Source organism: Stieleria maiorica (assembly GCF_008035925.1).
Taxonomy (GTDB): domain Bacteria; phylum Planctomycetota; class Planctomycetia; order Pirellulales; family Pirellulaceae; genus Stieleria; species Stieleria maiorica.
In genome coordinates this window covers 8,020,971-8,036,142 of sequence record NZ_CP036264.1, presented here as the reverse complement: position 1 = coordinate 8,036,142, position 15,172 = coordinate 8,020,971, and the positions used below count along the sequence as shown (strand labels likewise).

Below are 15,172 nucleotides of genomic sequence, written 5' to 3'. Positions count from 1 at the left end.
CAGGCCGGTCATGAACCCGCCGGGGAAGGCTGGCGGCAACTGGAAAAGCAACTCGAATTGACCCGTCCCACCGTCGCCGTTGTGGGTTACGGCATGGCAAACGCGTTGGAAACGTCGACGAACACCATGACGTGCGAGGTGTCGGGATTGTCCTTGATCTGTTTACAGACCTCGAAGCCGCTCAGCTTGGGCATCATCACGTCCAACAGCACCACGTCGGGTTCGAAGGACGCGATCTTGTCGAGCGTGTCTTGCCCGTCGACCGAGGTTTCGATTTCGCAGTCGATCTCCGCCAGATAGGCTTCCAGCAACTCTCGATTGGCGACGTTGTCGTCGGCGATCAGGATGCGATGCGTCCCCTCGGGCAGTGTCGAATCAGACATGGTCAACGTGTTGAAATCGGAGGCGATGGGCAGGGTGGGAAAACCGGTGGCTGTGTAGCCGGCTTGCGGTAACCGCCTAAGCGATCACCGCGCTGGACTCTTGATCGGCGGGGACGGGAAAGCTCGCGCACATTTCACGGATCTCGCCGCGGATTTTTTCGTGCAGCGCGGTGTCTTCGTGGTTGGCCAGGGCGCTGTGGATCCAAGCACCGATGCGGCGCATTTCGGTCTCGCCCATGCCGCGGGTGGTCAACGCCGGAGTCCCGATTCGGATCCCGGACGGGTCCATCGGCTTACGCTGGTCGAAGGGGATCATGTTCATGTTGACCGTGATGCCACAACTGTCCAACACCGACTCGGCCACTTTTCCGCCCAATCCGACGGCGGTCACATCAACCAGCATCAGGTGGTTGTCGGTTCCGCCGCTGACCAGCGGCAATCCGGCCGCGACCAGGGTTTCGGCCAAGACCTTGGCGTTATCGACGACCGCTTGAGCGTACGTGCGGTACTCCTCGGTCAACGCTTCGCCGAAGCAAACCGCCTTGCCCGCGATCACGTGCATCAGCGGACCGCCCTGGGTTCCGGGAAAGACATTTCGGTTGATCAGCTTCTGATGCTCTTCCTTGCACAGGATCAATCCGCCGCGGGGCCCACGCAGCGTCTTGTGCGTGGTCGTGGTCACGTAATCCGCCAGTCCGACCGGGCTGTTATGGATCTTGGCGGCCACCAGTCCGGCGTAGTGCGCCATGTCGACCATCAACCGTGCGCCGACTTCCTCGGCGATCTCGGCGAACTTGTCGTGGGGGATCTCGCGGGGATAGGCGCTCGCCCCGGCGACGATCAGCTTGGGCTTTTGCTCGCGAGCCAGCGAGGCGATCTGGTCAAAATCCAGTCGGTTGGTGTCACGGGTGACCCCGTAGGAGTGGAAATCGTACAGCTGGCCGCTGATGTTCAGCTTCATGCCGTGGGTCAGGTGACCGCCTTGGGCCAAATCCAGTCCCAACACCTTGTCACCGGGTTTCAGGCACGACAGATAGACCGCCGCGTTGGCCTGTGATCCGCTGTGCGGTTGCACGTTGGCGCATTCGGCGCCGAACAACTGCTTGGCCCGCTCGATGGCCAACGTTTCGACGACGTCGACATGTTCGCAGCCGCCGTAATAGCGTCGTCCGGGGTAGCCTTCGGCGTATTTGTTGGTCAGGACGCTGCCGGCGGCCTGCATCACCGCGTAGCTGGTGTAGTTCTCGCTGGCAATCATTTCCAGGCCATCACGCTGACGGCTGGCTTCGTCCTGGATGGCGTCCCAAACTTGGGGGTCTTGTTGCTGGAGCGGATTCATCATGGCCTTGCGGTGAGAAAAACCTGGAAAATGGAAATCGGGAACAAAACGTTCGCACGAAGCTTCTAAAGGGATTGTTGATGCGGAACGAAAACCCGTCAATCCTTGGCAGAAAGGATCCTCCGCCCCTGGCTGTGTTCCGCTTGAACCGCGACGGTGTGCCGCCGCGAACCGATCTGGCCCGCAGAATCGCAAAAATTGTCCCACAGGAATGGTTAAAACGGTACAATCGACGGATTGGTTTAGGCAGCTTTTGCCGGTTCCTACTGCAACCGCCTTCCATCGCCCGCCGCCCCGCCCTGGTCGGTGCCCCGCCAAAGCGTGACCTACGCTTGCTTCGTTTCCATTTTCACCCGATGTTTGAGTGCCTGGAATGAAATACGCCGTCGCCGGTTTCGTTTTTCTTTTGTGTCTCTGTGCGGCTGAACGTCGCGTCGCCGCGGCCGATTTGCCGACTTTCGACAAAGTTTCCGAGGGTTATGAGAAAGTCCCCGTTTCCGACCAAGAAAACCGGAAAGGCTTTTTCGACGTTTGGCAACGCACCAAAGATGCACAACTGCTGGCCGAACTGCCCAAGAATTTCGCGACCAAAAGCTACTTTATCGCGTTGACCGTCAGCAGCGGCGACACCTACGCCGGTCTGCAATCCGGTGAATTGGTCGTCAAATGGCGCCAGTATGACGATCGCCTGGCCCTGATCGCGCCGAACCTGTCGATCCGTGCCACCGGCGATCCGGAATCCAAAGCCTCGGTCGAACGCTTGTTCACCGATCGAGTCCTGCTGGACATTCCGATTCTCGCCAAAGGCGGTTCGGGTGGCCCGGTGATCGATCTGGACTCGCTGTTGTTGGGCAACGCCAGCACCTTCTTCGGACGCAGCGTTCGGATTTCCAACTCCCGGATCAAGAAGATCGACTCGGTCAAAGTCTTTCCGTCCAACGTCGAAGTCGCCTTGGAAACCGTCGGCAGCTCCGGACGTTTCCAAACCCTGCACTACTCGTTCAGCGAAGTCCCCAGCCCCTCTAGCGGATTCAAACCGCGGCTGGCCGACCAACGCGTCGGATACTTCACCACCACCTACTCCGACCTCAGCAAGTACACCGACGACGAAACCACGATCCGGTACATCAACCGCTGGAACCTGCAAAAGCGGGATTCGAAGCTGAAGCTCAGCCCGCCCAAAGACCCGATCATCTTCTACGTCGAACACACCGCCCCGGTCCGCTATCGCCGCTTCATCCGCGCCGGTGTCGACTACTGGAACAAAGCGTTTGAAAAAGTCGGCATCGTCGATGCGATCGAGATCCGCTACCAGGATGCCGAAAGCGGCGCCCACATGGAAAAAGACCCTGAAGACGTCCGGTACAACTTCATCCGCTGGCTGAACAACGATATCGGAACGGCCATCGGCCCCAGCCGCGTCCATCCCATGACCGGTGAAATCCTGGACGCCGACATCATTCTGACCGACGGCTGGATCCGCTATTACAACTACAACTACGACGACCTGCTGCCCAAATTGGCGATGGAAGGAGCCAGCCCCGAAACCTTGGCTTGGCTCAGCGAACATCCCTCTTGGGACCCGCGCGTCCGCATGACCTCGCCCTCCAAAGTCCCACAAGTCCGCGAGCAGATCGCCCGCGACGCCCAAAAGCCCTACGCCGGGTTCTCCATGGCCGCGGCCGATGCCTCACTGATCGGCGACGATGAATTCGACGGCCTGATCGGTCATTTGAGCCAAAAGAACGGCATGTGCATGGCCGCCAACGCCCGCAGCTTGGACCTGGCCGTCGCCCGCATGGACTGGGCCCTGGCGATGATGGACGACAAACCCAAGGCCGCTGACGAAGAGGAAAAGAAAGAGGACGAAGAGAAAAAAGACGACGCGAAAGAGGACGACGACGCGGAAGACGAGAAGCCGAAAGACGAGGACGACGCGGACAAGGAAGACGACAAGGATGACGACAACAAAGACGATACCGACGAGAAGAAAGACGACGAAGAAAAGAAGGAGGACAACGTCGACATGCTCGACGGCATGCCCGACTGGTTCGTCGGACCGCTGCTCTCGGATCTGGTCGCCCACGAAGTCGGACACACCCTCGGTTTGCGTCACAACTTCAAAGGCTCCGCGCTGCATTCGCTGGAGAAAATCAACAGCGATGAACTCAAGGGCAAAGAAGTCTTCTCCGCCTCGGTGATGGACTACATCCCGATCAACTTCCGCTACGAAAGCGGCAAGGTCCAAGGCGATTACACCATGATCGACATCGGCCCCTACGATTACTGGGCCATCGAATACGGTTACACCTTCGACACCAAAGCCCTACCGGAAATCCTGAAACGCTGCGTCGAACCGGAACTGCAATACGCGACCGACGAAGACACCAATGGCCCCGACCCGCTGGCACGCCGCTACGACTTCTCCGCCAATCCGCTCGATTATGCCCAAGAGCAGATGAAGCTGGTCAAAGTCTATCGCGACCGCATCCTGGACAAGTTTGTCAAAGACGGCGATAGCTGGGCCAAGGCGCGTCGCGGCTATGAATTGACGCTGTCGATCCAAACCCGCGCGGCGAGCATGATGGCCAACTGGGTCGGCGGCGCATTCGTCAACCGTGACAAAAAAGGCGATCCGAACGACAGACCCCCGGTCGTCGTCGTGCCCGCCGAACAGCAACGCCAAGCGATGCAGTTTGTGATCGACCAGACCTTCAACGACGAAGCCTTCGGGCTGACCCCCAAGTTGCTCGAACGCATGACTAGCGACCAATGGCTCGACGGCGGTGCCCACTTCGGCACCTCCGGCGAAGCGACCTGGCCGATCCACGATCGAGTGCTCGGGCTGCAAGCCTCCGCGCTGACCTGGTTGATGAGCCCGACGACGCTGCGTCGTGTCTACGACAACGAACTCCGGCTGCCGGCCGAAGATGATGCGTTGACGCTGCCCGAACTGCTCAACTCGATCAGCGACGCCGCCTGGAAGGAACTGGAATCAGAATGCCCCGAAAACCGAAGCAACCGCCAGCCGATGATCAGCTCCCTGCGACGAAACCTGCAACAGGAACACGTGCAGCGGCTGATCGATCTGATCCTGGAAAAGAACGACGGTGCGGCGGCCTACAAACCGATCGGTGATCTGGCCCGCATGCAACTGGTCGACCTGATGAAAAAGATCGACCTTCGAATCAAACGGTGCGAAGAAAAGATGGACGCCTATTCGCGTGCCCACCTTCACGAAGTCTCGATGCGTATCGAGCAAGCACTCAAAGCCGGCTACACCTACAACTCGGCCAAAGCGATGAACATGCCCCGCTTGCTGATCCTGGGTGAATCCGCCGAGTAAACGACGCGCTTAACCGCAACCTTCGACACACGGCCTTTCCCACCGGAGAGGCCGTGTTTTTTTGTGGGGCCAGGTTTCAGTCATTCCTGCCGGCTTCAAACGCCAGGTGAGTTTTCACGGTCGGCCATTCACCGGCGATGATTGAATACACGCAGGTGTCTCGCAGCGTCCGGTCGGCCAAGATCTGGTGATTCCGCAACACCCCGTCCAGCTTCGCGCCCAAACGTTCAATCGCGGCGCGACTGCGGCGGTTCAAGAAATGCGTGCGAAACTCGACAGCGATGCAATCCATCGTTTCAAACGCATGGGTCAGCAAGAGCAATTTGCATTGCGTGTTCAGCCCGCTGCGCCACACCGATCGACGATACCAAGTCGACCCGATCTCCAATCGCCGATGCTTTGCGTCGATGTTCATGTACGTCGTCATTCCGACCGCCTTGTCTGAGGCTTGGTCGATGACCGTAAACGGCACCATCAACCGCCGCTGATACAGCTCCAGGCGACGCGAAATTTCTGCGGCCATCGCATCGGGTGCGGGAACGCTCGTGTACCAAAGCTCCCACAAGCGACCGTCGCGCGTCGAATCGACCAGATCCTCATGGTGTCGCGGATCGAGCAATTCCAGACGAACACCGCCCCCACAAAGCGTCACCGCATCGGCCCATTCCATCACCGCGCCTCCCCATCATTCTGCCCCGTATCATTCTGCCTCATATTGTTTTGCCCCCATCGTCCTGCCCCCATCAAGCGGCCCTGATCTGGTCCAACCCCTCGACCGCCCGCGTCACGCCCGTCTTACGAACCAATCGGCGGATCTCGCGATTGCGCTGCCAATCCTGGTCGTTGACATAGCCGCGATCATGGTCCAAGTGATAGCAGACCGCACGGTGTCGAATCTGCATGCCTAAGACACCGGCGTTCTCCAAACGTTCGCCCAGTTCCCGGTCCAATCCGCCATATCGCATTTCGTGGTTAAAACCGTTGGCGCGCACCACATCCGATTTCCAAGCCGATGCATTGTGCCCATTGAATGTCGGACGGGTCGTGGTGGCCAGATCCAGTGCCTTGGCCAGCCCCGGATGGCCTTGGATCCACAACCATTTTGCCGGCACATCGTTGCCATGTTGCTTCAACCAGCCCGGATCGGTGAATTCGTTGTACGCCACTTTGCTGGCCAGAATGCGATTGGTCAACTCTCGGTTCAGCCGGTAGCAACCGCCGGACAAGAACCGGCCCGGCGCGGCCAGTCGTAGGTGTTGGGCGACGAAATCGCGACGCGGCACACAGTCGCCATCGGTAAAGATCAAATAGTCACTCGCGGCCGCGTCGATCGCACGATTCAAGATCCGCGTTTTGCCGAATCCCTGGTGCGTCTGGGAAACGTAGCGGATCTGGAAATCGGTGCGCGTCGCGAACGAATCAATCACCGCACGCGTCTGCTCGGTGCGGCCGTCTTCGCCCACCACGATCTCGAACTCCCGGACCGACTGATTGGCAAACCCCTGCAACACTTGATGCAGGTATTGGGGCGACCGGAACGTCGTCATGATAACCGACGCCGAAATGGAAGAAGCAGGAACAACGGGGGTGAGGCGGTGCGAATCCATTCGACAACACTTTCTTGGCGGGACACAGAAGGGGAATTTGGCCTAGTAAACAGCATGATGCGGACACGGGTAAAGATTGATCTGGCGCAATTGGCATCGACCTGGACCGATTCGGCAGGGTATCGATAACCCACTGCCACTCCGCACCCGCGAGACATCGACATGCATTTCACCCGCCCCGAGCCCCCGTCAGCCCGCCAAGTCCGCCGATCGCTTACGTTGCTGGTATTGTTGATCCTCTCCGGATGCTCCGGCGAACGCGGCGAACGTGCGAGCCGAGAGCCGGAACGAGAATCAGATGCCATCGCAGAGCGCATCGAACAAGAAACCGAGGTCGCCGAGGCGATCCCCGATCCTGCCACCGCTTCACCCGACCGTTCCGGCCAACCCGACCAGTTGCAGGAGCCCCTTGCACCGTTCCTGCCGGGGCCGCCCCCGCCCGCCATGGCCATGGAGTCTCCGATGTCGGGGGAACCCGCGATCGAATCCGAATCACCCGGACCAGAACCCGATAGGGCGGCGACCGGCCCCTTCGGATCGCTACCGGCCGGCGCGACGCATGACGCCGGCCAAGCCTTTGCAACGGTCGCCGTCTACTACGCCACCGACCGGCAGCGTGATTCGGTTCCCCTGTCCGCCTACAACATCACCGGCAACCGCGACGCACTGGTGTTACTGGGCGGGTCGGCGATCGTCTTCCTGGCGCTTTCGGGACTCAATCTCCTGCGCCGCCGGTCGCAAGTCGCCCTCGGATTCGCCGCCTTCGGCAGCGTGTCGCTGGCCGCCGCGTCGGTCGTCCTGCTCTCGGGAACCGCGAACATTGAAAAACACGGCGTGACCTACAACGGCGACCGGGGAAGCTTGGTCAAAGGGATCGCCAAGGTGACGGTGCCGGACACGCACCAACGCGGCGTGGTCGAGCGTCCCAGTTTGCTGCGTTTCGAAGTCCGCGAGAATCAACAAGACCACATCGTCTTGACCAGTGCGGTCGAGCTGTCCGAAACCGATTTCCACCGGCAATTGGCCGACACGGTGGCGTTGTCGCCTCGACAAGATCTGCTGGTCTTCGTGCACGGCTACAACGTCGACTTTCAATCCGCGATCCGGCGAACCGCACAGATCGCCGTCGACCTGCCGTTCGAAGGCGTTCCGGTCTGCTACAGCTGGCCCAGCCAAGGCACGCTGTTGGGCTACACCATCGATGAAAACAATGCCGCCTGGACACAGTCGCACTTGAAACAGTTCCTGCTCGATTTGGCCCAGGAAAGCGGCGCCCGTTCGATCAACGTCGTGGCCCACAGCATGGGTAATCGCCCGACGACGGGGGCGATGGTTGAAATCGGTTGGGAACAACGCGCCTCGGGTGACGATCACGCCAGACTCTTTGACCGTGTCGTGTTGGCCGCTCCGGATGTCGACGCCGATCGATTTCGCCGCGATTTGGCTCCGGCGCTGACCTCCATCGCCGACCACGTCACCCTCTACGCCTCCTCGGACGACCAAGCCTTGATCGCATCGAAACAAGTCCACGGGTACCCCCGCGCCGGCGAAAGCGGAGACGACATCGTAGTCGTCCCGGGGATCGAAACCATCGACGTCAGTGGGATCGACCTCAGCCTGCTCGGACACAGCTACTACGGCGACACACCGTCGATGTTGCAAGACCTTTTCCTGTTGGTCCGCAATCGGTTGCCGGCGCCCCAGCGTCCACAACTGGTCCCCCGACCGCAGGGCAACGAGACCTATTGGCAACTGATCGGACCACCGGAGACGGCGTCACGATTCACTGCCGAACCATTGCCGATGAAATAAGGGCTCATTTTGTTTGACCGCTGGCACCGGTGTGCCCTCGATCTAAACCGAAACCGTGGCTTGGGCCGCCGCAGCCCCCTCGATTTCCGCCGTCGGGGCAGCGACCGCGAATTCGTCGTCGCCAAGTCCTTCAAACTCGAACATCCGCTCCAGACGGGTGATTCGAAAAACATCACGCACGGTTTCGCTCAGCGAACGCAGTCGAAGATTCACGCCACTGGCACGCGACTGGGCCTGCAATCGAATCAGCTCGTTTAGTCCTGCGCTGCTGATCCATGTCACCTGTCCCAGGTCGATGACCACGTCGGTTACCAGACACTCACGCGGCTGGTCCAATTCGGCGCTCACCCGGGACGAAATTTGTCCCGCAGATTTTCGGCGATTGATCACCTTCAGCGAAGGCGACACGACCATCGAGGAGTCGTGGAAATGGATCTCAACGGCCGAAGGACTACTCATCGGTAAGGAGTGTTCTCATGAGTAAGGGCAAGTAACTCGACCGAGCGTCGCAGCTGTGGAGGGATCGCCACCCTCAACCACCTCCGAGTGATTCACTCGGCCCGATGGCACCGCGAAAACCCGCTGTTTTCCGCACTCAAACGGATGCAAGCATAGCAAAATCGTCGGACAAAGGCAAACAATTCTGTGTCTTCTCGGCACCAATTTCCTCTGCGTGGCAATCCACCACACTAGCTCAATGTGCGGAGGAATCGGCCCACTTGCCCGCGGTGACGCGTGAGCAAGATTCACAACCGTTCACCGCTGAAGCCCCCCGGGTGAGCTCCTCCGGTTGTCTCGGCCACCTTCCTGGCGAAAAACTCGAGCGTGGCCAGAGGCAGAGACGCCACACTCAGCGACAGCCCCTCTTCGGAACACCCAACAAACCGCTACAAGAGAGAAATCGCAGACGGCTCAAGTGCTTCCGAGCCGTAGCGTACCGAGCGGAGCGCTAGCCCTCGCCCTGTTTGGGAATCACCAAGGCGTGAAACGTGATCACGCATCCGAATGCAATCATCGAAAGACCGAGCCAACGCGGGGGCGTCACGCGTTTCTTCGGCGGTGGCGTGACCGGTTCGAAGATCGCCCCCAAGGTCGTCGAATTGTCGACCAGCGGAGTGTTGGTCATCTTGGCGACGAACCGTGTCGTTCGTTCATTGAGCACGAAAGATTCGACGCGACGGAATTGCAGCCCCAGCAGGATCAACAAAATACCGCTCAGGAAATACCGATTTCGATAGAAAGACATAGATCGAGCTCTGTGGTAATCGTCTTGGGAGAGACAATCGTGTACTGACCGGCGATCAGCCCCGCGTCCAACATTCCAACGGCTTGCTCCGCGAACGTCTCTGTCGTCGGACGGCAAACCGTTCAATTAGCATCGGCATCGCTTGGCGCGGCCCATGAACAACATCGGCCAGTGGCAGGTCGCCAAGGTCAGACCGGACATATCAATCGTGCCGACCGCGCCGCCAGGCGCCCTATTGTCCACCAAAGACGTCGTCGACCACCCGGCGCATCGCGTCGCCGAAGCTACGGTGAGCAGAGTCTTCCAGCAAATCGGCTTGATTGCTACGCATGATCGCTGCCGCCAGAGGTTTGTGTTTCTGCCAGTCCTGCAGGTCGAAGGCGCGGATATCGGTGTAGATCCCTTGCAGGTTGTTGCTGATTTTGGGCACCAAGACCACGCCGTTCTTGCCCCTGACGATGTGGTAGTGCATGACCACGAACAGCAAGAGCGCGCCACAGAACATTCCGGCAAGAAATCGAGACATCTCGGTGGCAATCGAAAAAGGGAACAAGCGTCAGAAAAATTCCCACCCCAGCGGAAGCGGGCTCATTCACCGGTGCCCCCGATCGGCGGGGACAGGTGACACGTCAGCGGAGTCGCGAGAAACCGGTCGCCCGCGTGAAGAAGAATCACCGGTCATTGTTAGGCACCAGCCACAATCGGGGCAAGTCCGAACTTTTTTCCCCCTTGGCCCAAGGCATCTTGACGACGCGTCGCGATCGCTACAGACTACGCATCCGATTGATCGGAAGAGAAAGCTGAAGTTTCAGCCCCCGACGTCCGATTCCAATCCCTACCGCCGCCGATCAGCCGCCGCAACCCGCACACGGCCGATCCAAAACAAGCGGGCGATTAGCTCAGTTGGTTAGAGCGCTACGTTGACATCGTAGAGGTCACAGATTCGAATTCTGTATCGCCCACTTCTCAATTATCCCGCCGATTACGTACTGAAACTGACCTGCGAGCGTCTCGCAGAGCGGCTTTTTCCTCTTGGTGATTTTGGACAGCCTGTCCAAAACGCCTCGAATTGGAGACGGTCGCCATGCGAACCCCTAAGTATCGCAAGCATTCTTCTGGTCAGGCACGTGTCACTCTTGGCGGGAACACGTACTACCTCGGCAAGTACGGGACCAAGGAAAGTCACGACGAGTACAAGCGGCTTGTAGGTGAGTTCATCGCCTGTGGTGGCGTAGTGATCCCTGAGAGTGCCAAAGGTGATCTGGCAATCGCCGAAATGTTTCTGGCGTATCTGGGTTGGGCCAAGGAGCACTACGGCAAAGGCAGCGGGGAGCTGGATCGGATCAAGCGAATCATCCGTCTGGTTAACGAACAGTACAGCCACATCGAGGCGTCGAAATTCGGATTTGCCCAATTTGAGGCGATTCGGAATTCGATGGTGCGCACCGGGGTTGGTCGCAAGTACGTCAACGAATCGACGAAACGACTGATTCGCATTTTCAAATGGGCTGCGTCTCGTGGGATGATTCAGCCAAGCGTTCCGCAGTCGCTGGCGATGATCGAGCCTCTGAAACGTGGTCGAACGACGGCACCGGAGCCCAAGGCGGTCAAACCGGTCGAACCAGAAGTCGTCGATCAAACTCTACTGCATCTGCCGAAGGTTGTTGCCGATATGGTGCGTTTGCAATCTTTGATCGGGTGCCGCCCCGGCGAGGTTTGCATGATCATGCCCAAGCATGTCGACCGATCTGGAGACGTTTGGGAAATCTGCTTCGATCAGCACAAGACGGCTTGGAAGGGCAAGTCGAGAACGGTTTACGTCGGACCACGGGCGCAGCTGATACTGAGGCCGTACTTGCTTCGCGGCGAGGACGAATTCTGTTTCAGTCCACGGGAGAGCGAGCGACAACGTCGGGCCGCACAACACGCATCTCGGACAACGCCGATAAGCTGTGGCAGCCGTCCTGGGAGCAATCGAAAACGCAATCCCAAAAGAGCAGCACGTTCACACTACGATGACGCAAGCTATCGTCGAGCGATTCATCGGGCCTGCGACAAAGCGTTTCCGGCACCCGAGGGTCTCACAGACGACCAAGTCAAAGAGTGGCAACGATCTCACCGCTGGTCACCGAATCAACTTCGTCACTCGTTTGGGACGGCTGTGCGCCGAACGGAAGGAATTGAAGCAGCAAGGATTCTTCTCGGTCACTCCGATGCGGCAACGACAACCATCTACGCGGAACAGGATCGGTGCAAAGCCATTGAAGCCGCCATGCGTGTAGGTTGATTGAGACGCTTTTGGGTGATGATATTTCGTGCGGGAATTCAGCGTCTCGTTTACGTTTTGAGTTCCCTGGCGGAAAGATCATTTTGTCGTTGAAACGGGATGTTCAACGGTAACAATAAACCAAGATATTGGTGGTCCCATTACAGTAAAAAAACGAGTGTGTCATGGATGGTTTAGTGGCAAAGATGTTGTCTTCGCCAGGGCAGGCGGAGCAGCGTTTAGCGGCGCGGCGGCGTCAGGTGACGGCTCCAAATCAGCCGCCGACAAAGATGAAGAAGCAGGGGACAATACGTCACTTGCTGGCTGGCACTTCGCCCAGTGGCGAATCGAATCCCCGCCAGCTCGGTGTCGTCGATGAACCGGGGCCATTGCAGCGAGCGCTACGGCCAGTGTCGGCGTACAACCGAGCAGTACCAAACACGAGCGGGCTCGTAATGTCCCCGACGCGTCGTGGCGTCGCCGGGAGCCCGACGAATGCGCCGGGATTGAACGACGCGACGGATGGGGCGAGGACCCGGGGGAAGATAAGACGGATATTGACCGATCATCGGGTGGGCATGAACTACTCGGCGCGCAAGGCAGGGCCGCAGGGCAGTCTTGCCGAGGCAATGTTCGGGGACCGATACGCGACGGGGTTCACCGGATCGGTGGGGCAGCGAGCTGACGGTTCGACCGGGATGATGTCGTCGTATGCGAAGGCGAGACAGAAAATGTCGCCGGTGCAGCTTGCGTTGAATGATGCCTCTGCCGAACGTCGTGCAAAACGAAAGCAGGAGGCCAAAGCGTTGCGTCAAAAACGGGTTGCTGATCGCAGGCAGGCGCGGCTGCAATCGCAGCAGCCGGGTGTGATGCTAATTCCGCTGCTGGCGTATCTGACCGGACAGGATCCACAAGCCGCCGCCGAACTGGCGGTCGATTTGCGCGGGCAAGACCTTCGTGCGCGAGCCGACCAGGTCAGTCAAGCGATGAAGGCTCGCGATGTGGAGAGCAACGCGGGACTGCGGGATCTGGAGTGGCTATCGGATTTGTTGGATCTTCGCACGAAGATGCGGCTTCATGGCGACTGACAGGCGGATTCGGTGTTTTCAGTGCAGATGTGGCAACATCTGCCTGTGGGATTTCATGTCTTCTCATCGGCGGGCAAACCAACGTGACCTTGGCGATTGACGCAATCCTCCCGCCGAAACCGCGTTGCCCCCGACCACAAGGACCGAGATCGCGTCGCAGACACGGCGGATCATGGATGTCCGCCGCTTGAGACCCGGCGGTGGCACGATGTCAGTCGGAGAGCGATGGCAGGGAAGCGGACCGTAGAGAGCGAAGTCGGAAACACGAACGGTCTTGCAACGCGATGGACGTTTGCCAGTCGGGTGCCCGAGCGGGCCATCGATCGACGACCGGAGCGAGGGAGGGACCGACCGACGCGCAGCCGCCGGTGTCATCCGGTGACGCCAGCGACCGAAGGATGAGGGTAGCGCGGAGCGCAGCGACCGTCACCGGTGCCGAGGCAGGAGGCCGATCAGAACAGGGAGGCCATGGAAGGCCGAGTCCGCTCCAAGACGGGCGTAGCGACCGCTGAGGAGCTTGCGACGAAAGCTGGGAGCGGGGAAGTTCGGTAAACCTCGCAAGGCGGCGGCGTAGTGAAACGACGGCTGGTGCGAGGAACGAGCAGCGGCGGTCGATTTCACGAAGTCCGTCCGCGGAAGGGCGCCGCAAAACCCCGACAGGCTACCCCCCGATGAGCTTCGATGGGCCATGAGCGAAGCCATCGTTCCGTTCCGAGGTACGAGGTAGGGGACGATGGTGCAGCGCCCTTAATCGAACCCCGGTGAAACCTCCTCCACTGCTCAGCGCAGCGACCGCAAAGGAGCCTGCGACGATGCTGGGAGCGGTACCCATCGGTTGACAGTGATGTGGCGGCGGAGCGAAACGATGGGCAGGGCGAGGGACGAGACGTGCCGATCGATTTCGCGTAGCCAAGTCCACGCGTGGGTGATTGGATCACCGGCAGGCTACCCCGCACAGCGCCTCGATGGGCCGAGAGCGCAGGTGTCGTTGCCATCCGAGGAACGAGGATGGGTACGATGCCGAAGCGCCCCTCTCGACGGGCGCACAAGCCTCCGTCAGGCCGCGGCGCCACGATGCCTGCCAGCGGTCCAGGATCATAGTGGGGCGAGCTGTAGGCGACAGCGAAGGGCTGACTAGAGCTTCGTCTGAGGTCGAAGCCAATCGTCGGAGCTGAGTGAATCGCCGTCGCAGACTCTCCGGCGATTCGCTCGGCGGAGCGGTGGCGAAGGCCGACCACGCACTGCCGTTGCCCCCAAAGCCAATCGTTGGAGCTAGTGCTTGAGCCGTCGGCGAGGCATGAGCAAAGCAATTGCGGCAAAGCCAAAGATCGAAAATGTCGAGGGCTCGGGCACGGGGTTCACCGAAATCAGCACGTTGTCAATTCCCCAGCTTTCATTCGCGGTGATGGGGGTGACAGCCTCTTGCAGAGTGGCTGCGAATTGCAGTGCCAGGGAGTCGGAGATGTGTGGAAAGGTGAAACTCAAATTGTAGACGGAGTCCTGTTGGAAACCGAGCCAACTGTATCCCAGGGTGTTGCTTTCGGATGCACCCGTGCGGTGAGGAACTAGTCCACCGGCAATTGCATTCGGGTAGGACTGCAAGTCTCCCAGAGCATCGAAGTTTCCAAATGAAGCTTCGATCAAGGTAGTTGATCCGTCGACGGTCAAGAAGAATACGTCGGGGGCGTACGGTGGATTGCCATTGGCTCCTGGAAGTGTCCCGTCCCAGGATTTGAGGATGAACAAGTCGAATGACACGGTCACCTGATCATGTAGCCCAATGCTGGCCAGAGTTAGTGTGACAGCTTCGTTTCCGAATTCGCCCAAAAAACTGCGAGCACCAATTGGTGTGGTTGACGTTGTTGTTTTCGACCATTCGCTGCCTGCTGCCGTCTCAAAGTCGTTTGTGTAGACGATTCCGGCGAACGCAAACGGGATCTGGACTGCCGCATAGAAGAATACAGCAGCAATCTTGAACACTTGATTCATTGTGTGCGGTGTGAGTGGTAGTTGGTCGTGAACCCGTCGGCGCCGGCCGACAGCAGCGTCGTCGATGAGCGTTACGGTTTTCGACAAGCCGGATTG

Annotated in this window: 12 protein-coding genes and 1 tRNA gene; 5 read left to right on the top strand and 8 right to left on the bottom strand. The window is 59.3% G+C overall.

The features are described from left to right. Positions 1–86: 86 nt before the first annotated feature. On the bottom strand, positions 87–383 hold the full coding sequence (locus Mal15_RS27385; RefSeq protein ID WP_147870676.1) for a response regulator: 297 nt from the start codon (positions 381–383) through the stop codon (positions 87–89). Positions 384–459: 76 nt separating this feature from the next. Next, positions 460–1,722: a serine hydroxymethyltransferase gene (locus Mal15_RS27380; RefSeq protein ID WP_147870675.1), complete on the bottom strand. Its 1,263-nt coding sequence runs from the start codon at positions 1,720–1,722 to the stop codon at positions 460–462. 373 nt (positions 1,723–2,095) lie between these two features. Between Mal15_RS27380 and Mal15_RS27375 the strand changes: the two genes are divergently transcribed. Next, positions 2,096–5,068 carry a zinc-dependent metalloprotease gene (locus Mal15_RS27375; RefSeq protein ID WP_147870674.1) on the top strand — a complete coding sequence of 991 codons (2,973 nt, stop codon included), beginning with the start codon at positions 2,096–2,098 and terminating at the stop codon, positions 5,066–5,068. A 76-nt stretch (positions 5,069–5,144) separates the two neighbouring features. On the opposite strand, the gene Mal15_RS27370 is transcribed toward Mal15_RS27375, so the two are convergent. Further along, positions 5,145–5,738 carry a GNAT family N-acetyltransferase gene (locus Mal15_RS27370; RefSeq protein ID WP_147870673.1) on the bottom strand — a complete coding sequence of 198 codons (594 nt, stop codon included), beginning with the start codon at positions 5,736–5,738 and terminating at the stop codon, positions 5,145–5,147. 73 nt (positions 5,739–5,811) lie between these two features. Further along, on the bottom strand, positions 5,812–6,615 hold the full coding sequence (locus Mal15_RS27365) for a glycosyltransferase (protein WP_167547085.1): 804 nt from the start codon (positions 6,613–6,615) through the stop codon (positions 5,812–5,814). A 222-nt stretch (positions 6,616–6,837) separates the two neighbouring features. Here Mal15_RS27365 and Mal15_RS27360 point away from each other — a divergent pair, with 222 nt between their 5' ends. After that, positions 6,838–8,487, top strand: a complete 1,650-nt coding sequence (locus Mal15_RS27360; protein WP_147870671.1) for an alpha/beta hydrolase — start codon at positions 6,838–6,840, stop codon at positions 8,485–8,487. 42 nt (positions 8,488–8,529) lie between these two features. Here Mal15_RS27360 and Mal15_RS27355 read toward each other — a convergent pair whose 3' ends face one another. The 3 genes from Mal15_RS27355 to Mal15_RS27345 all read right to left on the bottom strand — a co-directional run bounded on the left by Mal15_RS27355 (position 8,530) and on the right by Mal15_RS27345 (position 10,259). Then, positions 8,530–8,946, bottom strand: coding sequence for an STAS domain-containing protein (locus Mal15_RS27355; RefSeq protein ID WP_147870670.1), 417 nt, complete (start codon positions 8,944–8,946; stop codon positions 8,530–8,532). A gap of 490 nt (positions 8,947–9,436) precedes the next feature. Further along, positions 9,437–9,733: a hypothetical protein gene (locus Mal15_RS27350; RefSeq protein WP_147870669.1), complete on the bottom strand. Its 297-nt coding sequence runs from the start codon at positions 9,731–9,733 to the stop codon at positions 9,437–9,439. A 232-nt stretch (positions 9,734–9,965) separates the two neighbouring features. After that, positions 9,966–10,259 carry a hypothetical protein gene (locus Mal15_RS27345; RefSeq protein WP_147870668.1) on the bottom strand — a complete coding sequence of 98 codons (294 nt, stop codon included), beginning with the start codon at positions 10,257–10,259 and terminating at the stop codon, positions 9,966–9,968. A 362-nt stretch (positions 10,260–10,621) separates the two neighbouring features. Here Mal15_RS27345 and Mal15_RS27340 point away from each other — a divergent pair. The 3 genes from Mal15_RS27340 (at position 10,622) to Mal15_RS27330 (ending at position 13,087) form a co-directional block, all read left to right on the top strand. Beyond that, a tRNA-Val gene (locus tag Mal15_RS27340) sits at positions 10,622–10,695 on the top strand. 122 nt (positions 10,696–10,817) lie between these two features. Next, complete coding sequence (locus Mal15_RS27335) at positions 10,818–12,020, top strand: tyrosine-type recombinase/integrase (protein WP_147870667.1); 1,203 nt, start codon at positions 10,818–10,820, stop codon at positions 12,018–12,020. 557 nt (positions 12,021–12,577) lie between these two features. Next, entirely contained in the window at positions 12,578–13,087 is a 510-nt protein-coding gene (locus tag Mal15_RS27330; protein WP_147870666.1) for a hypothetical protein, read from the top strand. A 1,272-nt stretch (positions 13,088–14,359) separates the two neighbouring features. Here Mal15_RS27330 and Mal15_RS27325 read toward each other — a convergent pair. After that, complete coding sequence (locus tag Mal15_RS27325) at positions 14,360–15,076, bottom strand: PEP-CTERM sorting domain-containing protein (protein ID WP_147870665.1); 717 nt, start codon at positions 15,074–15,076, stop codon at positions 14,360–14,362. Positions 15,077–15,172: the final 96 nt, after the last annotated feature.

What these genes read in the sequence shown, in the direction of transcription:
- Mal15_RS27385 (WP_147870676.1), bottom strand. Translation starts at nt 383, where the DNA reads ATGTCTGATTCGACACTGCCCGAGGGGACGCATCGCATCCTGATCGCC.
- Mal15_RS27380 (WP_147870675.1), bottom strand. Translation starts at nt 1,722, where the DNA reads ATGAATCCGCTCCAGCAACAAGACCCCCAAGTTTGGGACGCCATCCAG.
- Mal15_RS27375 (WP_147870674.1), top strand. Translation starts at nt 2,096, where the DNA reads ATGAAATACGCCGTCGCCGGTTTCGTTTTTCTTTTGTGTCTCTGTGCG.
- Mal15_RS27370 (WP_147870673.1), bottom strand. Translation starts at nt 5,738, where the DNA reads ATGGAATGGGCCGATGCGGTGACGCTTTGTGGGGGCGGTGTTCGTCTG.
- Mal15_RS27365 (WP_167547085.1), bottom strand. Translation starts at nt 6,615, where the DNA reads ATGACGACGTTCCGGTCGCCCCAATACCTGCATCAAGTGTTGCAGGGG.
- Mal15_RS27360 (WP_147870671.1), top strand. Translation starts at nt 6,838, where the DNA reads ATGCATTTCACCCGCCCCGAGCCCCCGTCAGCCCGCCAAGTCCGCCGA.
- Mal15_RS27355 (WP_147870670.1), bottom strand. Translation starts at nt 8,946, where the DNA reads ATGAGTAGTCCTTCGGCCGTTGAGATCCATTTCCACGACTCCTCGATG.
- Mal15_RS27350 (WP_147870669.1), bottom strand. Translation starts at nt 9,733, where the DNA reads ATGTCTTTCTATCGAAATCGGTATTTCCTGAGCGGTATTTTGTTGATC.
- Mal15_RS27345 (WP_147870668.1), bottom strand. Translation starts at nt 10,259, where the DNA reads ATGTCTCGATTTCTTGCCGGAATGTTCTGTGGCGCGCTCTTGCTGTTC.
- Mal15_RS27335 (WP_147870667.1), top strand. Translation starts at nt 10,818, where the DNA reads ATGCGAACCCCTAAGTATCGCAAGCATTCTTCTGGTCAGGCACGTGTC.
- Mal15_RS27330 (WP_147870666.1), top strand. Translation starts at nt 12,578, where the DNA reads ATGAACTACTCGGCGCGCAAGGCAGGGCCGCAGGGCAGTCTTGCCGAG.
- Mal15_RS27325 (WP_147870665.1), bottom strand. Translation starts at nt 15,076, where the DNA reads ATGAATCAAGTGTTCAAGATTGCTGCTGTATTCTTCTATGCGGCAGTC.